Annotated in this window: 14 protein-coding genes; 3 read left to right on the top strand and 11 right to left on the bottom strand. The window is 73.5% G+C overall.

Annotation, left to right across the window (positions count from 1 at the left end; translation table 11 throughout):
• Window positions 1-3: 3 nt before the first annotated feature.
• A complete protein-coding gene (locus OG594_RS32930) occupies window positions 4-1,746 on the bottom strand; it encodes an ABC transporter substrate-binding protein (RefSeq protein ID WP_266606016.1) in 1,743 nt (580 codons plus the stop codon).
• A gap of 269 nt (window positions 1,747-2,015) precedes the next feature.
• Here OG594_RS32930 and OG594_RS32925 point away from each other — a divergent pair, with 269 nt between their 5' ends.
• Window positions 2,016-3,938: a bifunctional UDP-sugar hydrolase/5'-nucleotidase gene (locus OG594_RS32925; RefSeq protein ID WP_266606669.1), complete on the top strand. Its 1,923-nt coding sequence runs from the start codon at window positions 2,016-2,018 to the stop codon at window positions 3,936-3,938.
• A gap of 36 nt (window positions 3,939-3,974) precedes the next feature.
• Here the strand turns inward: OG594_RS32925 and OG594_RS32920 are convergent, their stop codons facing one another.
• From OG594_RS32920 to OG594_RS32880, 9 genes are all read right to left on the bottom strand, one after another.
• On the bottom strand, window positions 3,975-4,688 hold the full coding sequence (locus OG594_RS32920) for a GntR family transcriptional regulator (protein ID WP_030719658.1): 714 nt from the start codon (window positions 4,686-4,688) through the stop codon (window positions 3,975-3,977).
• A 70-nt stretch (window positions 4,689-4,758) separates the two neighbouring features.
• Window positions 4,759-5,667 carry an ornithine cyclodeaminase family protein gene (locus OG594_RS32915; RefSeq protein WP_266606668.1) on the bottom strand — a complete coding sequence of 303 codons (909 nt, stop codon included), beginning with the start codon at window positions 5,665-5,667 and terminating at the stop codon, window positions 4,759-4,761.
• Between the two features lie 29 nt (window positions 5,668-5,696).
• Window positions 5,697-6,716, bottom strand: coding sequence for a proline racemase family protein (locus OG594_RS32910; RefSeq protein WP_266606013.1), 1,020 nt, complete (start codon window positions 6,714-6,716; stop codon window positions 5,697-5,699).
• Window positions 6,713-7,717, bottom strand: coding sequence for a proline racemase family protein (locus OG594_RS32905; protein ID WP_266606011.1), 1,005 nt, complete (start codon window positions 7,715-7,717; stop codon window positions 6,713-6,715). Before OG594_RS32905 ends, OG594_RS32910 begins: the two co-directional genes overlap by 4 nt.
• 19 nt (window positions 7,718-7,736) lie before the next feature.
• A complete protein-coding gene (locus OG594_RS32900) occupies window positions 7,737-8,657 on the bottom strand; it encodes a dihydrodipicolinate synthase family protein (protein WP_266606009.1) in 921 nt (306 codons plus the stop codon).
• 75 nt (window positions 8,658-8,732) lie between these two features.
• Window positions 8,733-10,133 (bottom strand): FAD-dependent oxidoreductase, encoded by a 1,401-nt coding sequence (locus OG594_RS32895; protein WP_266606667.1) that lies wholly within the window; start codon window positions 10,131-10,133, stop codon window positions 8,733-8,735.
• A gap of 265 nt (window positions 10,134-10,398) precedes the next feature.
• Entirely contained in the window at window positions 10,399-10,710 is a 312-nt protein-coding gene (locus tag OG594_RS32890; RefSeq protein WP_266606007.1) for a (2Fe-2S)-binding protein, read from the bottom strand.
• Complete coding sequence (locus OG594_RS32885) at window positions 10,710-11,918, bottom strand: FAD-binding oxidoreductase (protein ID WP_266606005.1); 1,209 nt, start codon at window positions 11,916-11,918, stop codon at window positions 10,710-10,712. Before OG594_RS32885 ends, OG594_RS32890 begins: the two co-directional genes overlap by 1 nt.
• 101 nt (window positions 11,919-12,019) lie before the next feature.
• Window positions 12,020-14,404: a collagenase gene (locus tag OG594_RS32880; RefSeq protein ID WP_266606003.1), complete on the bottom strand. Its 2,385-nt coding sequence runs from the start codon at window positions 14,402-14,404 to the stop codon at window positions 12,020-12,022.
• A 172-nt stretch (window positions 14,405-14,576) separates the two neighbouring features.
• On the opposite strand from OG594_RS32880, the gene OG594_RS32875 reads away from it, so the two are divergent.
• Window positions 14,577-15,953 (top strand): aminopeptidase P family protein, encoded by a 1,377-nt coding sequence (locus OG594_RS32875; RefSeq protein ID WP_266606001.1) that lies wholly within the window; start codon window positions 14,577-14,579, stop codon window positions 15,951-15,953.
• 7 nt (window positions 15,954-15,960) lie between these two features.
• On the opposite strand, the gene OG594_RS32870 is transcribed toward OG594_RS32875, so the two are convergent.
• Window positions 15,961-16,869, bottom strand: a complete 909-nt coding sequence (locus tag OG594_RS32870) for a LysR family transcriptional regulator (RefSeq protein WP_266605999.1) — start codon at window positions 16,867-16,869, stop codon at window positions 15,961-15,963.
• Window positions 16,870-16,988: 119 nt separating this feature from the next.
• On the opposite strand from OG594_RS32870, the gene OG594_RS32865 reads away from it, so the two are divergent.
• Window positions 16,989-17,750: an SDR family NAD(P)-dependent oxidoreductase gene (locus tag OG594_RS32865; protein ID WP_266605997.1), complete on the top strand. Its 762-nt coding sequence runs from the start codon at window positions 16,989-16,991 to the stop codon at window positions 17,748-17,750.
• The last annotated feature ends 13 nt before the right edge of the window (window positions 17,751-17,763 follow it).

The raw sequence follows: 17,763 nt of genomic DNA, 5'->3' as shown, positions 1-17,763 counted from the left end.
CCCTCAGCCCTGGCTCTTCGAGGGGTCCTTGAGGCCGACGGTCCCGTAGTCGATGGTGCCGGTCCACACCGGGTGGCCGAAGGCGCCCGCGATGTTGGTGCCGACGAGGAGCGGCTTGCGCTCCAGGAGGAGCGGGACGTTCGGGGACTTGGCCATCAGGGCGGCGTCGAGGTCGATCCAGGCCTGGTTGGCCTCCTTGGCGTCGGCCATGGCGTTGATCTCGTCGATCCGCTTCGTGGTCGCCTCGTCGCGGAACTGGCTGTAGTTGCCCTGGTTGCCCTTCTCCTTGATGGTCCGGCCGTCGAAGACGAACGGGATCCAGGTGGAGCCGGACGGGTAGTCGGGGCACCAGCCGGTGAGGGTCATGTCGGGGGTGGTGGAGAGGTCGCCGATGACGTCGTAGTAGGCGCCCGGGTCGACGGTGTCGATGACGACCTCGATGCCGGCGCGGGACAGGCCCTGCTGGATGGCCTCCGCCTTGCCCTTGTCACCGGTGGAGACGGACAGGGAGACCTTCAGGGTCTCCTTGCCGGCGGCCTTGAGGAGTTCCTTGGCCTTGGCCGGGTCGCCGGCCGGGGCGATCTTCAGGACGTCGGCCTGCTTGCCGCCGGAGAGGGCGGGCGGCAGGTAGGCGGTGGCGATCTCGTTGAGGGCCGGGCCGCCTCCCGCGGTGATGACGGCTTCCTTGTCGACGGCGTACTGCATGGCCTCGCGGACCTTCGGGTCGTCGAAGGGGGCGCGGGAGTTGTTCAGGTGCAGCATTTCCGTACAGCCCTGGGACTCGGCGAGCAGCCGTGCCTTGATCTCCGGCTTGGGCAGCACCTTGGGGGCGCTCTCGGGGCGCATGTCGGCGTACTGGACGGTGGAGGCGTCGGCGCCCTCGCCGGCGATGATCCGGTCGTCGATCTGGCCTCCCTTGAGGCCCATGACCACCACGAAGCGGTCCGGGTAGGCCTTGCGGACGGTGTCGGTCCCCGGGTCCCAGTGCTCGTTGCGGACCAGGACCAGCTTCTTGTCGCGGTCGTACGACTCGATCTTGTACGGGCCGGAGGAGAAGGGTCGGGCGTCGTACTGGGTGCCCTTCTCCTGGGACGGCGGCACCGGGGCGAAGGTCGGCAGGGTCGCGGTCGCGGAGAACTCTGCGACCGGGCGCTTCAGTTCGAAGACGATCGTGCGGTCGTCGGGGGTCTTGACGGAGTCCAGGTGCTGCCCCTGGAGCGGGCCCTTGTAGCCCTCGGTCCCGGCCAGGTACTGGGCGGCGTAGTCGGGGCCGCCGGTGAGGTCGGGGCTGAAGGACCGCTCGACGTTGTACTTGACGTCCTGGGCCTTGACCGGCGTGCCGTCCTCGTACTTGACGCCCTCCTTGAGGGTGAAGGTCCACGTGCGGCCGCCGTTGGAGGGGGTGCCGAGGTCGGTGGCGAGGTCGGGGACCAGCTCGCTGCCGGCCTTGCCGGGCTCGGCCTTGAAGGTGACGAGCGTGCGGTAGAGCAGCCGGGTGCCGAAGTCCATGGTCGGCATGGTCCAGTTGCGGGCGGGGTCGAGGTGCGCGAAGTCCTGGTTGGACAGGACGGTGAGGGTGCCGCCCTTGACCGGGGTCCCGCCGAGGACCTTGCCGTCGTTGGCGGCGGCGGGGTTGGCGCCGCCCGCGCCGGACGAGCCCTTCTTGGTGTCGGAGCAGCCCGAGGCGCCGAGTGCGAGAGCTGCCACCAGGGCGGTGGCGAGGGCGAGTTGGGTGCGCTTGGTCATGGTCACTCCAGTGAAGGGCCGCGCTCTAGGATGTGACCGGTAACATAGTAATGTGAAATTGCACTGACAAGGGGTTGGTACCGCCGTTATCCAGCCGTGTCCAAAGCGTCGGTCGGCGCGTCGGCACGACAGCCGGCCCGGCGGGCGGGAACATGCCGGATGTGATCACGCAGGCCAAGGCCACGCAGCGGAGCAGGAGTTCACGGCAGGAACCGGGGCGGCGGGAACCGGGGCGACCGGAACCGGGGCGGCGGGACTTCCTCACCGCGATGGGGGCCGTGGCGGCGACCTTCGCGCTCGGGGTCCCCGCACGGGCCACCGCCGACGCCCGGGACGCGGCCACCGCCGCCGAGTACGTCGACGTCCAGCTCCTCGACATCACCGATCTGCACGGCTATCTACAGGGCGCACCCGGCAGCAACTCCGTCATCGTCGGCAACGGCGGCCGCAGCTACACGGTCGGCGGCGTCGCGTACATGGCCGCGCACCTCGAACGGCTCCGCGAGGGGCACCCCAACTCCCTGTTCTTCACCCCCGGAGACGCCTTCTCCGGATGGGAGTTCGACGCCGCGGCCTTCGCCGACGAGCCGACGATCGAGGCCCTGAACCGCATGGGGCTCGACTTCGCGACGGCCGGCAACCACGAGTTCGACAAATCGCCCGCCATGCTCCAGCGCCACATGGAGCAGGGCGTCCCGTTCCCGGTCGAGGGCCGCGACACCTCCTTCACCGACTCCTCCGGCCTGCGCTTCCACGGCGCCGACTTCCGCTACTACAGCGCCAACCTCGTCCGGGGCCAGGACGGGACGACGGTCCTGCCCGCCTACAACATCGAGCGGGTCCCCACCGCCGACGGCCGGGAGCTGCCCATCGGGTTCATCCACCTCACCGCCGTGGGCAGCGAGCGCTTCCCCGGCTCCTACCAGCCGGGCCTCGCCACCCTCGACGCGGTCGCCACCGCCGACCGCTACGCGGCCCTGCTGAGGAGCCAGGGCGTGAACGCGATCGTGCTCAGCCTCCACGACGGGGCGGTGGCGGGAGCCGACTTCAACAGCGGCGTCGACCCCTCGGGGCCGGCCCTCGACCTCGCACTACGGGTCTCCCCGGACATCGACGCGATCGTCACCGGGCACTGGCACTGCCGGTTCAACATGATGGTCCCCGACCCGAACGGCGTCCCCCGCCCGTTCGTCGAGGCCGGCTGCTACGGCCAGGTCATCAATGAGATCAACCTGCGGCTCGACCCGCTCACCGGCCGGGTGGTCCGGGAACTGACCGTGTCCACCAACCACCCCAACACCCGGGACGTCGCCCCTCATCCGGGGCTGCAAGAGGTCGTCACCTACTGGGCGGGACAGGCCGCCGCACGCGACCGGACCCGGATCGGTCAGCAGAGCGGCTCGTTCCTGCGCACCCGGAACACGGCGGGCGAGAGCACCATGGGCAACCTGGCCGCCGACTGGGCACTGTGGGCGGGCAGCAGGCCCACCGACCCCGAGAACGACGCCAACGTCCACCCCAACGTCCCGGCCCAGCTCGCCGTGATCGCCGCGGCGCCCCGCGTCGGCCAGGCGGTCATCGCCGGGGACCTCGTCCTCGACGCGGCGTCGGGCGGCGCCGTCACCTTCGGCAGCGCCTGGCGGGCCATCGGGTTCGGCGATCCGATCGTCAGCGCGTGGGTGACCGGGCAGCGGATCCACGACGCGCTGGAGGAGCAGTGGACGACGACGGAGAGCGGCGACCTGCGCTTCGCTCCCCTCGCCGTCTCCCGGAACGTGCGCTACAGCTTCGACGCGCGGGGGCCGGCCGGGGACCGGGTGGATCCCGCGGAGGTCTTCGTCGACGGCGTCCCGCTGGACCCGGGCCGCAGCTACCGGCTCGCGGCCCCCTCGTACACGCTCCTCGCGAGCGACGGTTATCCGGCCCTCTCCGAGTTCCAGGAGCCCTACCGGCACCAGCGGGACTTCGAGAGCTTCGTGGCGTACGTACGGGAGGCGGGGGTGTTGGCCCCGCAGCCCAGGGGGCGGGTCACGGCGGCGAACACGAGCGCCGCGGCGGCCGACGTGGGAACCGTGGTGGACCCGCCGGTACTGCTCCTGCCCGACGGCACCCCGGTACCGCGCCCGGAGGCGGCGATCATCTCGGCGGACCGGCCGCTGTCGGCCCGTGACGGCGGCCGACCGCCCTGCTGATCCGGTGCCGACCGCCGGCCGCCGACCGCCGGGAGGCTACTGGAGGCCGGAGCCGAGGCCTCCGGGGACGCGGCCGACCGGCTCGTCACGGCCCTGGGCCCACAGGGAGCGGACGTGGCCGAGGTGGCGGAGCATGCACTCCTGCGCCGCCTCGGCGTCACCGCTCAGCATCAGGTCGAGCAGCTCGATGTGCTCCTCCGCCGAGGAGACCAGCTTGCCGGCCTCGTCCAGACCGGTCAGGCCGTAGAGCCGGGACCGCTTGCGCAGGTCGCCGACCGTCTCCACCAGCCGGTCGTTGCCCGCGAGGGCCAGCAGGGAGAGGTGGAAGCGGCGGTCGGCCTCCAGGTAGCCGATGAGGTTGTGCTCGCGCGCGCTGGTGACGATCTCCTCGGCGACGGGACGCAGCGCCTCCAGCTGCTCGGCCGTGGCGATCTTCGTGATCCGGCCGATGGTCGGCACCTCGATCATCGTGCGCAGTTCGGTGAACTGGTCCAGATCGCGCTCGCTGACCTCGGTGATCCGGAAGCCCTTGTTGCGGACCGGCTCGACCAGTCCTTCCCGGGCCAGGTCGAGCATGGCCTCGCGGACGGGGGTGGCCGAGACGCCGAGTTCGGCCGCGAGGCCCGGTGCGGAGTAGACGCTGCCGGGGCGCAGCTCGCCCGCTATCAGCGCGGCCCGCAGGGCGTGGCCGACCTGGTCGCGGAGGCGCTCCTGGGCCTTGATGAGACTGTGCTGCTTCAGGTCACCCATTGCTATTCCTCCGAGACCCCCGACACCACCGACGAGGAGAGCAACAGCGTACAATGTCACGTTGCGCTGCTCACACTCCGGCGGCCTCGAACAGCGCGACCGCCACAGCGAGATCTTCCCAGGCCATGCCCACGCTCTTGAAGAGCTGTGGACAACTCCGCGGCCCGCCCGCCGGCATCCGGCCGCCCACCAGGTCGGCGAGGGTGCCGGTGATGTGACCGGGCCCGATGGCCCCCTCGACCTCCGGGACCAGGAGGTCCCCCGCCTCGCGCAGGACCGCCGCCCGGGACTCCACGTACACCGCCGCGCGTCGCACGAGGGCGGTGTCCGTCTCCCGGGCCGTCGGCTCGTGCGAACCGACGGCGACGACGGTGGCCTCCGGACCGATGAGGCGCCCGTCGAAGAGCGGTTGCCGGGCCGTGGTGCAGCAGATCACCAGATCGGCGTCGGCCACCGCCTTCGGGGTGCCGGTCCGGGCGGCCGGGCCCAGGGTGCGGGCGTACGCGGCGAGCCGCTCCGCGCCCCCCGGGTCGCGGGCGACCACCACCACCTCGGCCAATTCCCGCACCGCCAGGGCCGCTTCCAGATGTCCGTACGCCTGCGGCCCCGAGCCGAAGAGCACCAAGCGCAGCGGCCGCCCGGCGGGCGCCAGGTGGCGCAGCGCGAGGGCGGAGACCGCCGGGGTGCGCAGGGCGGTCAGCGCCGCGCCGTCGAGCAGGGCCAGCGGGCGCAGGGTGGGCCCGTCCAGGAGGAGGTAGGAGCCCGTGATCCGGGGCAGCCCGCGGGCCGGGTTCCCGGGCGCGACCCCGGCGATCTTCACCCCGGCGTACGCGCCGGACGCGGCCGGCATCAGCAGCAGCTCGCCGCCGCCGGGCACCTCGATCGCGGAACGCGGCGGGCAGCTCTCCGGGTCGAGGCCGCCGAGCAGGGCGGCGGCCACGGCGTCGGCGGCCGCCGCCGGGGTGAGCAGGGCGGCCATCGGCCCGGCGGCGAGCTGGGGGATGCCCGTCACAGGAGGAATCCGGTGCCGAGCGCGTCGTGCGGGTCCGCCACGAAGGCGTGTTCGCCGGTGCGGTGGGCGGTGCCGGTGACCTCGGTGCCCCCGCCGTCCAGCATCCGCCCGGTGAACACCGTGCCCGTGACCGACTCGTGCAGCAGGTCCTCGCCCGGGCCGAGCCGCCCGTCCTCGGCGAGCAGCGCGAGCCGCGCCGAGGTGCCGGAGCCGCAGGGCGAGCGGTCGACCTGCCCGTCGGCGAAGACGGTGACGTTGCGCTGGTGCGGCCCGAACGGGGTGTCGGGCAGCTCCTCGTGGAGGATCACCCCGTAGACCCCGGAGAGCAAGGGGCCGTCCGGGTGCCAGGTGGCGGGGTGGGTGGCCAGCGCCGCCCGGATCTCCTGTCCGGCCCGCACCAGGGCGGGCAGCGCCGCCCGGGTCACGTCCAGACCGAGGTCGCGCGCGCGGACGGCGGCGTAACAGGCCCCGGCGTGCGCGATGTCCACCTCGGCCAGCCCGAACGAGGTGGCGACGGGGACCTTGCGGGCGCCGACCCGGGCCGGGACGTTGCGGAAGGTGACCCCGGTGGTGCGGCCCCCGCCGCGGTGGACGGTGGCGGTGACGCGCCCGGACGGTACGTCGATGCGCACCGGGGCGTCCCCGTCCTCCGGGGCCGCGACCCGGCCGGTCTCCACGGCCCAGACCCCGAGGGCCATGGTGCCGTGGCCGCAGGCGGTGGAGTAGCCGTCCTTGTGCCAGAACAGCACACCGAAGTGGGCGCCGTCGTCGTCGGCCGGGACCACGAACCCCCCGTACATCCCGGCGTGCCCGCGCGGCTCCTGCACGAGCAGGCGCCGTACGTCGTCCAGCGCGCCCCGGCGCGGGGCGGTCCCCGAGCCTCCCGGGCCGATGACGGTGGCGCAGCGCTCGGCGACGGTGTCCCCGGGGACCGGCGGCATCCCTTCCAGGGCGCAGTCGACGATCCGGAAGGGCTCGCCGGCGGTGTGGTAGTCCACCGTACGGACGGTGATCACAGCAGGAACCCTCCGGGGAAGGGGTCGGTCGGGTCGAGGAAGTACTGGGCGGTGCCGGTGATCCAGGCCCGGCCGGTGACGGTGGGGACCACGGCCGGGAGGCCGCCGACGGTGGTCTCCCCGACCAGCCGGCCGGTGAACTCGGTGCCGATGAAGGACTCGTTGACGAAGTCCGCGCCGAGCTCCAGCAGGCCGCGGGCGTGCAGCTGGGCCATCCGCGCGCTGGTGCCCGTACCGCAGGGCGAGCGGTCGAACCAGCCGGGGTGGATGGCCATGGCGTGCCGGGAGCGGTGGGCGTCGGAGCCGGGGGCGGCGAGGTAGACGTGCTTGACCCCGGCGATGGAGGGGTTCTCGGGGTGGACGGGCCGGTCCGGGCCGGCGTTGATCGCGTCCATGACGGCCAGCCCGGCGGCGAGCAGGTCGTCCCTGCGGGCGCGGTCGAAGGGCAGGCCGAGAGCGTCGAGTTCGACGAAGGCGTAGAAGTTGCCGCCGTAGGCCAGGTCGTAGGTGAGCGTGCCGAAGCCGGGGACCTCGGTCTTGAGGTCGAGGCCGACGCTGAAGGAGGGCACGTTGGTGAGGGTGACGGCGGTCGCCGCCCCGTCCTCGACGCGGACGTCGACGCTCACCAGCCCGGCCGGGGTGTCGAGCCGGACGGTGGTGACCGGCTCGACGACCGCCACCATGCCGGTCTCGACGAGGACGGTGGCGACCCCGATGGTGCCGTGCCCGCACATGGGGAGCAGGCCCGACACCTCGATGTAGAGGACGCCGTAGTCGGCGTCCGGGCGGGTCGGGGGCTGGAGGATCGCGCCGCTCATCGCGGAGTGTCCGCGCGGCTCGTACATGAGCAGGGTCCGGACGTGGTCCATGTGCGCGATGAAGTGGAGCCGCTTCTCGGCCATGGTGGCGCCGGGGACCACCCCGACTCCCCCGGTGATGACCCGGGTCGGCATGCCCTCGGTGTGCGAGTCCACCGCGTGGTAGACGTGGCGCGTGCGCATGTGCGGTTCCCCCGGACGACTAGTTGAGGCCCTCGGCGAGGGCCTTCTCGGTGGCGGCGCGGACGGCGGCCTCGGTCTCGCCCGTGAGCGGGAAGCGCGGCGGGCGGGTGGCGCCGCCGGGGCGCCCGGCCAGGTCCATGGAGAGCTTGATGGCCTGGACGAACTCGGTCTTGGAGTCCCAGCGCAGCAGCGAGTGCAGGGACTTGTAGAGCGGCAGGGCGGTGTCGAGGTCCCCGGCGACGGCGGCCCTGTAGAGGGTGGCGCAAGCGTTCGGGAGCGCGTTGGGGTAGCCGGCGATCCAGCCGACGGCGCCCGCGAGGGCGAGTTCGAGGAGGACGTCGTCGGCGCCGATGAGCAGGTCGAGGCCGGGGGCGAGCTCGGCGATCTCGTAGGCGCGGCGCACGTCGCCGCTGAACTCCTTGACGGCGACGATGGAGCCGTCGGCGTGCAGCCGGGCGAGCAGGTCCGGGGTCAGGTCCACCTTGGTGTCGATGGGGTTGTTGTACGCGACGACGGGCAGCCCGGCGCGGGCGACCTCGGCGTAGTGGGCGCGTACGGCGTCCTCGTCGGCCCGGAAGGCGTTGGGGGGCAGCAGGAGTACGGAGCCGGCGCCGGCCTCGGCGGCCTGGTCGGCCCAGCGGCGGGCCTCGGCGCTGCCGTAGGCGGCGACGCCGGGCATCACGCGGTCGCCGTCGCCGGCGGCCTCGACGGCGGTGCGCACGACGCGTGCCCGCTCCTCGTCGGTGAGGGTCTGGTACTCCCCGAGGGAGCCGTTGGGGACCACGCCGTCGCAGCCGCCCGCGATCAGCCAGGCAACGTGTTCGGCGTATGCGTCGTAGTCGACGGTGAGGTCCTCGCGCAGCGGGAGCGCGGTGGCGACCATGATTCCGTGCCAGGGGCGGGTGCGGGTGCGGGGCGCGGGGGTGTGCGCGTGGGTCATGTGAGAGCTCCCTAGAGTGGTGTGTGACATTTTACTAGCGGGTGCGGCGTGGCCACAAGGGCCCCGGCGCCCCGATCAGTGCTCGGCGGGCGGAAGTTCGGCGAGGTGGCGCAGCGGAACGGGGCAGGACAGCGGCCGCCGGTCGGGCGCGGGCTCCTCCCCGGCCAGGGCCGCGACGGCCGGGCCGCACATCCGGCCCTGGCACCAGCCCATGCCGGCCCGGGTGAGGAGCTTGACGCTGCGGGCGTCCCGCGCGCCGAGGTCGCCCGCAGCCTCGCGGATCCGCCCGGCCGGCACCTCCTCGCAGCGGCAGACGACGGCGTCGTCCCGGAGCCAGCCGGTCCACCCCTCACCGGGGCGGTGGGCTGCGGCCATCGCGTCGGCGAAGGCGCGCAGCCGGGCGCGGCTGCGGGTGAGCCGGCCCCCGGGCAGCGCACCCGCGATGGAGTGCGCGGCCAGTTCGCCCTCGGTCATGGCCAGTTGGGCCCCGCCGATGCCACCGGTCTCGCCCGCCGACCAGATGCCCGGGACGGAGGTCCGCTGCTCGGCGTCGAGGACGAGGGCGACGGCGCCGTCGGGGCCGGTGCGGGTTGCGCAGCCGAGGCCGGTGGCGAGTTCCAGCTGGGGCACCAGCCCGTGCCCGACGGCCAGGGCGTCGCAGGGGATCCGGCGGCCGGTACCGGGCAGCGGTCGCCAGTCGCGGTCGAGCCGGGCCACGGTGACGGCCTCGACCCGGTCGGTGCCGTGCGCCTCGGTGACGGCGTGCCGGGTGAGGAGCCGGACGCGGTGACGGGCCAGCGCCCCGCCGTAGGTGGCGGCCTCGACGAGCTTGCCGGGGTTGCGCAGCAAGGTGGGGACCCGGCCGGCGTACGCGGTGTAGGCGGCGGCTTCCACCACGGCGGGCACGGCGGCTCCGGCGGCGGCGAGGGACCCGGCCACGGCCAGCAGCAGCGGCCCGCTCCCGGCGACGACCACCCGCTTGCCCGGCAGGACCAACCCGCCCTTGAGCATGGCCTGCGCCCCGCCGGCCCCGACCACTCCCGGCAGGGTCCAGCCGGGGAAGGGCAGTTGCCGCTCGTAGGCACCGGTGGCGATGAGCACGGCCCGGGCCGTGACGGCGGTGGCCCGCTCCTCGGGGGCGTGACCGGCAACGGCGTGCAGGACCCACTCCGTGGCGGGCCCGGCGTGTCCGCGGCGCGCCCCGGCCGCCCCGCCCGGGACGACCGTCCACACGTGGTGGAGCGGGAGGTACGTGATCCGGCCGGCCGACTCGTGGGCGCGCAGGGCGGCTTCGCGGGTGGCGAACTCCGCCCAACCGTGGTGCAGCGCCTCGGGGCGGGCCGCGCCCAGTCCCGGGGCGGGGTGGCGGTAGAACTGCCCGCCGGGGCGGTCGCCCGCGTCGAGCAGCGTGACCCGCAGCCCGAGGCAGGCTGCGGTGACGGCGGCGGCGAGCCCTGCCGGACCGGCCCCGACGATCGCGAGATCGGCACGGGCCGCCGCGGACGCGGCGGCGGCGGACGCGGGACCTGCGGCAGACGCGGGCGCCGACGCAGGACCGGCGGCAGACGCAGACGCGGGCCCGGGACCGGCGGACGTAGGACCGGCGGCAGACGCGGACGCCGACGCCGCGGCAGACGCGGACGCCGACGCCGCGGCAGACGCGGACGCGGACGGCGGTGCCGACGCGGTGGCGGGCGCGGGCGCGGTGGGGGGATCCGCGCGGCCCGCGCGACCGGCGGGCTCAGACGGCGAGGTCGGCACGGCCCGTTCCTTCCTGGGTGGTGACGGAGTCCCCCGGCCGGGCCGGGACCAGACAGGCGCGCTGGTTCGGGCGGCCGTTGACGGTGACGAGGCAGTCGTAGCAGCTGCCGATCCCGCAGAACGCACCGCGCGGGGCGCCGCCCTCGCGCGTGGTCCGCCAGGCGAGGATGCCCGCGCCCCAGAGCACGGCGGCGATGCTCTGGCCGGGCAGGGCGGGCAGTTCCCGGCCGTCGAAGGTGATCTCGTGCACGGCTGCCGGGCTGCCGCCGACCAGCGCGCGGGGGCTGCGCATCAGTGCTGCTCCTCAGGGGTGGTGTCGGTGGCGGCCGGGTCCGCGGCGAAGCGGTCCGGACGGAACGGGTGGGCGGGGAGCGGCGGTTCGGCCCCCGTCAGGGCGGCGGCGATCAGCAGCCCGGTGGCGGGCGCCAGGCCGATGCCCGCGCCCTCGTGCCCGCAGGCGTGCAGCAGCCCGGGACGCCGCGGGTCCGCCCCGATCGCCGGGAGGTGGTCGGGCAGGTAGGGGCGGAAGCCGTGGTAGGCGCGCATCACCCGGACGTCGGCCAGGACGGGGAAGAGGGCCGCGGCCTGGGCGGCCAGGCGGCGCAGGGCTTCCGTGGAGAGGGTGCGGTCGAAGCCGACCCGCTCCCGGGTGGCGCCGATCAGGACCGGGCCGGACGGGGTGCCCTCGACCACCGCCGAGGACTGCAGGGCCGCGGAGCCGCTGGCGACGTCCGCGATGTAGTCGGCGGCGTAGACCTTGTGCCGGACCACCCTCGGCAGGGGTTCGGTCACCAGGACGAAGCCGCGGCGCGGGAGGACGGGGAGGGTGACCCCGGCCAGCGAGGCGATGTGGCCGCCCCAGGTGCCGGCCGCGTTCACCACGGCCGGGGCGAGGAGTTCGCGGCGGGGCGTGCGCACCCCGCGTACGGCGCCCCGGTCCAGCAGGATCTCCGTCACTTCCTCGCCGAGGTACACCTCGGCGGCCGCGGCTGCGGCCGCCGCCCCCGGGGCGCGCGCCGCGGCCAGCAGGCGGGCCGCCGCCTGGGCGGGCTGGACCTGGGCGTCCTGCGGGTAGTGGAAGCCGCCCGCCAGGCCCGGGGCCAGGTGCGGCTCCAGGTCGTGCAGGGCGTCCGCCGCCACCGGGGCCGCCTCGACGCCGGCCGCGCGCTGGCCCTCCGCGAACTGCCGCAGGGCCTTCACGGTCCGCTCGTCGGGGGCGACGACGAGCCCGCCCTTGGGCTCGTACTCGATGTCCGGCGGGAGGACCGCGGCGAGTTCGGTCCACAGGTGGGCGGACAGCAGGGCGAGGTCGAGTTCGGGTCCCGCCTCCTTGTCGGAGACGAGCAGGTTGCCTTCGCCGGCACCGGTGGTGCCGCCCGCCACGGGGCCCCGGTCGACCACGGCCACGGAGAGTCCGGCGCGGGCCGCGTAGTAGGCGCAGGCCGCCCCGACGACGCCGGCGCCGATGATCACGGCGTCCAGGGAGTGTCTCTTGAGCACGACAGTAATATGTCACATTCTTTAGGGCCTGCCCAGATGCCCGGACCGGTCCCGCACCCCCCTCGGATGCGGGACCGGTCCGGCGCCGGGCAGGTGGCCGGTCAGCTGCGGAGGGGGCCCTCACAGCTGTAACTGGAGCTGCCCGCCACCTTGTTGGTCCAGATCTCCACCGGGCCGAAGGAACAGTTCATGTCGGCGAGGTTGTTCGAGGCCGCGCCCGCCCGGTCGAGGATGAAGTAGTCGACCGTCTCCGACATGTCCTTGAAGTTCTGGTCGTCGTTGCGCCAGTTCTTCAGGTTCGCGGTGATCCGGCCGGTGCAGGTGAAGCGCCGCTTGCCCGGGTCGCCGTTCTCCACGCAGTCCGGCGTGTTGTACGTGGCCGTGGCGAAGGACGACTTCACCGAGGCGAGCGCCGCGTCGCGCAGCCGGTCGTTGGGGGTGAAGGAGGTGTTCGGCACGTAGAGCTGGTCGACCTTGGCGATCTGCGCGTCCAGGAAGCGGTCGTAGTCGCGCTGGAGGTAGGTGTCCGCCCCCATGCGGTAGCGCCAGGCGTCGTACGCCGCCACGTCGTCGGCCCGCAGGTGCGCGTACATCTCGCGCAGCAGGGTGGGCTTCTCGGTCCACAGGAACTCGAAGAAGGTGCCCGCGTAGCTGTAGAAGCGGAAGCCGTCGCCGTCGTAGGTGGCGTTCAGCAGCTGCTCGACGCTCATGCGCGGGCCGCCGCCGGCTGTGTCGCTGATGATGCTCTTGACGAGGGACTTGCGGACGGCGATGCCGTTGTCGCGGGTGGCGCCGTCGAAGAACTCGGCCGTGCCCTCGTCCATGGCGGTCGTGCGGTCGCCCTCGTACCAGGGGCCCTGGCCGAAGAAGCCGGGCACCGCGAAGCGGCCGTTGAGGTAGTGCGTGTACTCGTGGCGGAAGAGCTCCTCGAGGGTGAGGGAGGAGTCCTGCGGGACGCGGCGCTGGTAGGTGTAGAAGGTGGCGCCGTTCTCGATGTAGATGCCGCCGTTGTTGGTTCCGTAGCCGGTCAGGATCGGGTGGTAGTTCACGTAGTCGGCGCGGGAGGCGTAGAGCACGATGTTCAGCGTGGAGTTGGGGTCGCCCGCGAGCGGCTGGTCGGTGCCGAGCACGCGGTGGTACTGGGCCTTGACCTGCTTGCTCGCGTAGTACAGCTGGTCGACGGTGGCCCGGTCCAGGGCCGTGCGGACCTTGATGGCGCCGTTGTCGTAGGAGTAGGTGTGGGGGAACAGCTGCTTCTCGATGTCCTCCTTGCACACCCCGTACGGCTTGCAGGCCTCGTAGAAGTTGAGCCAGGAGACGACCTTGGCCCAAGGCTCGCTGCCGTCGCCGAAGGCGGAGCGGACGGGGCCGAGCATCGCGCCCAGGTCGGCGACGACCCGCTCCCGCAGCCCCTCGACCTGGCCGAAGCGGGCGTACTCGCTCAGCGCGTCGCGCACCACCCAGGCGTTGCCCGTGTCCTTGAGGTGCGTGTAGGTGGAGAAGGCCTTGAAGGCGTCGCGGTAGGAGGCGTCGGCGGCCACCGCGGAGTGGAAGGCGGCGTCCTGGTTGCCCGGGTAGACACCCAGGTAGGTGACGGAGAGGGCGGCCAGCGCGGCGCCGCCCCAGCCGGCGTCGAGGTGGGTGGCCGGGTGGGCCGGGTCCATGGTGGCCAGCACCTTCTTGATGAGGCCGAGCTGGTGCTGGCGCAGGCCGGGCGCGCTGCCGGCGTAGAGGGCCTCGCGCAGGGTGCGGGCGTTGCTCGGGGTCGCGTCGAAGGTGTGGGCGGCGGCGCCGAAGTCGGCGATGGCGCGGCGCATCGCGTCGACGGTGGGGGCGTCGGTGACGTCGATCTCGGAGCGCGAGTAGTCGTGGTAGGCGACCGCGTGCAGGTACGTGAACATCTCCTCCAGGTGGGAGGAGTTGCGGCCGTCGTGGGCGGCGGCCAGGCCGGATATCCGGCGGGAGACGGCCTGGACGTGCGCGTCCGACATGACCGGCACCAGTCGGGCGTCCCAGGTCCAGATGAGCCCGCGCAGGCAGCCGTCGGCGAGGACGGCCTGGTCGCCGAGGAAGTCGGCGAACTGCTCGGGGCTGAGGCCGGTGATCCCGTCAAGGGTGCAGGGGACGCCCGCGGCGACGCTCTTCGCGGTGGGGGCCGCCTTGGCCGTCTTGCCGCGCTTCTGTAGGTCGTCGACGGGCGCGGAGGCGGCCGGGGCCGCGCCGGGGACCTGCCCGGCGATGTCCTGCCCGCCGGGTGCCGGCGCCGGCGCCGGGGTGTTGTCCTTCTGGTCGGCCAGGCGGTCGACCTCGTCGAACGGGTTCCCCGTGGGGCCGGGGGCGGTGGCGGGGGCGGCCTGTGCGCCGGTGAAGGGGGCCGGGGCCGCGAACTCGGCGGCCTGCGTGGTGGCCTGCCCCGCGGTGGCGAGGAGGGTCACGGCTACGGCGGAGGCGAGAAGGGAAGAGCGCACAGCTCTGTGCTTGAGCACCGAGAACTCCTGGGGGAGAGGTGAGGTGGGGGGTGGTGCGTGAACTGCCCTGCGTCACACGGCGTTTGACGGGGATTAACGTGCCGCGATGTGAGCTGTAACATAGTAATGTGAAATTGCACTGACAAGACCTGTGCGCCCACCAGTTCGCATCTTTCTTGAGGGAGTCCTCGTGACCGACGCGTCCGTCCGCCTCAACACGGGCAGTCACGACCGCCCGGTGTCCCCGGAGTTGTCCCGGTTCATGGCGGGCGACTGGGCCGCGACCCCGCTGCCCGACTCCGCCCGCGCCCCCGGCCACGCCGTCACCCCGGCCCGCCGGGCGCGGCTCTCGGCCCGCTTCCCGGGCGAGCGGCTGATCATCCCGGCCGGGGAGCTGAAGGTCCGCTCCAACGATTGCGACCACCGCTTCCGCCCGCACAGCGCGTACGCCTGGCTGACCGGCCTCACCGGCGAGGACCAGGCGGGCCACGTGCTGGTCATGGAGCCGTCGGGCCCGCACGCCCACGAGGCCGTGCTGTACCTGCGGCCGCGCTCGCCGCGGGCGGACGGGGACGGGGAGTTCTACCGGGACCGCCGGTACGGGGAGTTCTGGGTGGGCCGCCGGCCGGACCTCGCGGAGGCCGAGCGCCTCACCGGCATCCGCTGCGCGCACCTGGACGGACTCGGCTCACCGGCCGCCGGCCGCCATGCGGCCTCCGATTCCGAACTGGCCGCCGCGCTCTCGGAGCTGCGACTGGTGAAGGACGCGTGGGAGGTGGAGCAGCTCCAGCTGGCCATCGACCACACGACGGCCGGATTCGAGGACGTCGTACGGGCCCTGCCGCGCGCGCTGGCGCATCCGCGCGGGGAGCGGTGGATCGAGGGGGTCTTCGGCCTGCGCGCCCGGGCGGAGGGCAACGGCACCGGGTACGAGACGATCGCGGCGTCCGGCGCCCACGCCTGCACCCTGCACTGGATCCGCAACGACGGCCGGCTGAACGGGACGGAACTGCTGCTTCTGGACGCGGGCGTGGAGACGGACACCCTCTACACGGCGGACATCACCCGCACCCTCCCGCTGTCGGGCCGCTTCTCCCCCGTCCAGCGCCAGGTGTACGAACTGGTCCTGGCCGCCCAGGAGGCGGGCATCGCGGCCCTGCGCCCCGGGGCGAGCTTCGGGGACTTCCACCGGGCCGGGATGCGGGTGATCGCGGAGGGCCTGGCGGAGTGGGGCGTCCTGAAGGACGCGGAGGGCGACCTGCACCGGCGGTACACGCTGTGCAGCAGCGGCCACATGCTGGGGCTCGACGTGCACGACTGCGCGAAGGCCAGGGCGGAGACCTACCTGGACGGCGTCCTGGAGGAGGGGCAGGTCCTGACGGTGGAGCCGGGCCTCTACCTCCAGCCCGACGACGAAACCCTCCCGCCGGAGCTACGGGGCATCGGCGTCCGCATCGAGGACGACCTGGTCATCACGGCGAACGGCGCCCGCCTGATGTCGGGTGCGCTGCCGCGCACGGTGTCGGGCATCGAGGACTGGATGGGCCACCTCCTGGACGCCCCCTAGGCACCCCCTAGACGCCGTGCGGGGTGGTGAGCCGGGCGGTCAGCTCTTCGACGAAGGCCTCCAGGTGGGGTGGGCGCGGTCCGGTGCGGGTGGCACAGAACCAGGTACGGGTCAGCGGCTGCGCGCCGATGCCGACGAGGGCGAGGCCGTGCGAGGCCGCGTAGGGTGCGGCCACCCAGTTGGGCAGCACGGTCACGCCCTGGCCGCCGGCCACCATCTCGATCACCAGATCGGTCACCACCGGCATGGTGGTGATCCGGGCCGGCCGGGCCCCGACGGGGATCGGCAGCGGCATCGACGGGATCCGCTTCTGGTCGTAGAAGTCGTAGAGGACGAGGTCGGCGCCGTCGAAGTCACGGGCGGTCAGGTGCGCGCGCGAGGCCCACGGATGGCCGGCGGGCACCACCGCCACCATCTCGTCCTCGAACAGCCTGGTCAGCGACACCCGGTCCATCTGCAGGTCCGGCTTGGTGACCAGCGCGACGTCGACGAGGTCGGCGAGCAGTGCCGGGATCGGCGCGTCGTCGGCAACGGTCTCGATGCGCACGTCGATGTCCGGCGCGCGCTCGCGGAAGGCGCGGAGCACGGGCGGCAGCCACGGGAAGGTCGTGCTGCACTGCGCGGTGAAGCGGACCCGGCGGTCGCGCCCGTCACGGATCTCGCGCAGGTCCCGGGCCGCCGAGTCCAGTTCGCCGAGGACGTGGCGGGCCGCGACCAGTAGTCGGCGGCCCGCGGCGTTGGGGACCAGGCGGCGGCCCTTGCGGTCGAAGAGGGCCATGCCCAGGCGGGCCTCCAGCCGGGTGAGCCGCTGGCTGAGGGCGGGCTGGCTCACGTAGAGCCGCTCGGCGGCGGCGGTCAGCGAGCCGGCCTCGGCGGTGGCGGCCAGGAGCTCCAGGTCACGCAGATCCACATCCATAACCGGGGATTATCACACGCTCCAATCTTCGTCGTGGTGTTATCAGTTGGGCGCTCCTAGGTTCGTGGTGTCAGCCGGTCGGGACCCCGACGGACGACACCGACGAAAGGCACGGCGCCATGGCCGACACCCGCACGGACATCAACGACACCGCCACCACCGCTCTGGTCACCGGCTCCTCCAGCGGCATCGGCCTGGACATCGCCCGCGCCTTCCTCGCGAGCGGCGCCAATGTCGTCCTGAACGGCCGGGACGCCGACCGCCTCGCCAAGGCCGCGGCCACCCTCGGCCACCCCGGCCGGATCGCGTGGGCCGCGGGCGCCATCGCGGATCCGGCGACGGGGGAGGCCCTCGTCCGTACCGCCCTCGACCGGTTCGGCCGCATCGACGTCCTGGTCAACAACGCGGGCACCTTCGCGTCCAAGCCCTTCACCGAGGTCACCGAGGAAGAGCTCGACGGCTTCCTCACCGGCAACCTCAAGGGCACATACCTCACCACCCAGGCCGTCGTACGGGCGCTGCGCGCGCAGGGCCGGGGCGGCAGCATCGTCAACATCGGCACCGTCCTGGTGGACCACGCGCTGGCGGGCTTCCCGTCCTCCGCGCCGGTGGTCAGCAAGGCGGGGGTGCACGCGCTGACGACCAGCCTGGCCGCCGAACTCGCAGCCGACGGCATCCGCGTGAACCTCGTGTCCCCCGGCATCATCCGCACCCCGCTGCACGCGGGATCCGACGTGGACTCCTTCGGCGGGCTCGCCCTGCTGAACCGGGTCGGCGAGGTCGCGGAGATCTCCGAGGCGGTGCTCTACCTCGCGGGCGCCACCTTCGTCACCGGTCACGCCCTGCGCGTGGACGGCGGCCACGTCACCGGTCGCGCCTGATCCCGCTACCCAC

The organism is Streptomyces sp. NBC_01214 (genome assembly GCF_026340975.1).
Classification (GTDB): domain Bacteria; phylum Actinomycetota; class Actinomycetes; order Streptomycetales; family Streptomycetaceae; genus Streptomyces.
The sequence above is the reverse complement of the archived record's forward strand: the minus strand, read 5'-3'. Positions and strand labels throughout refer to the sequence as shown.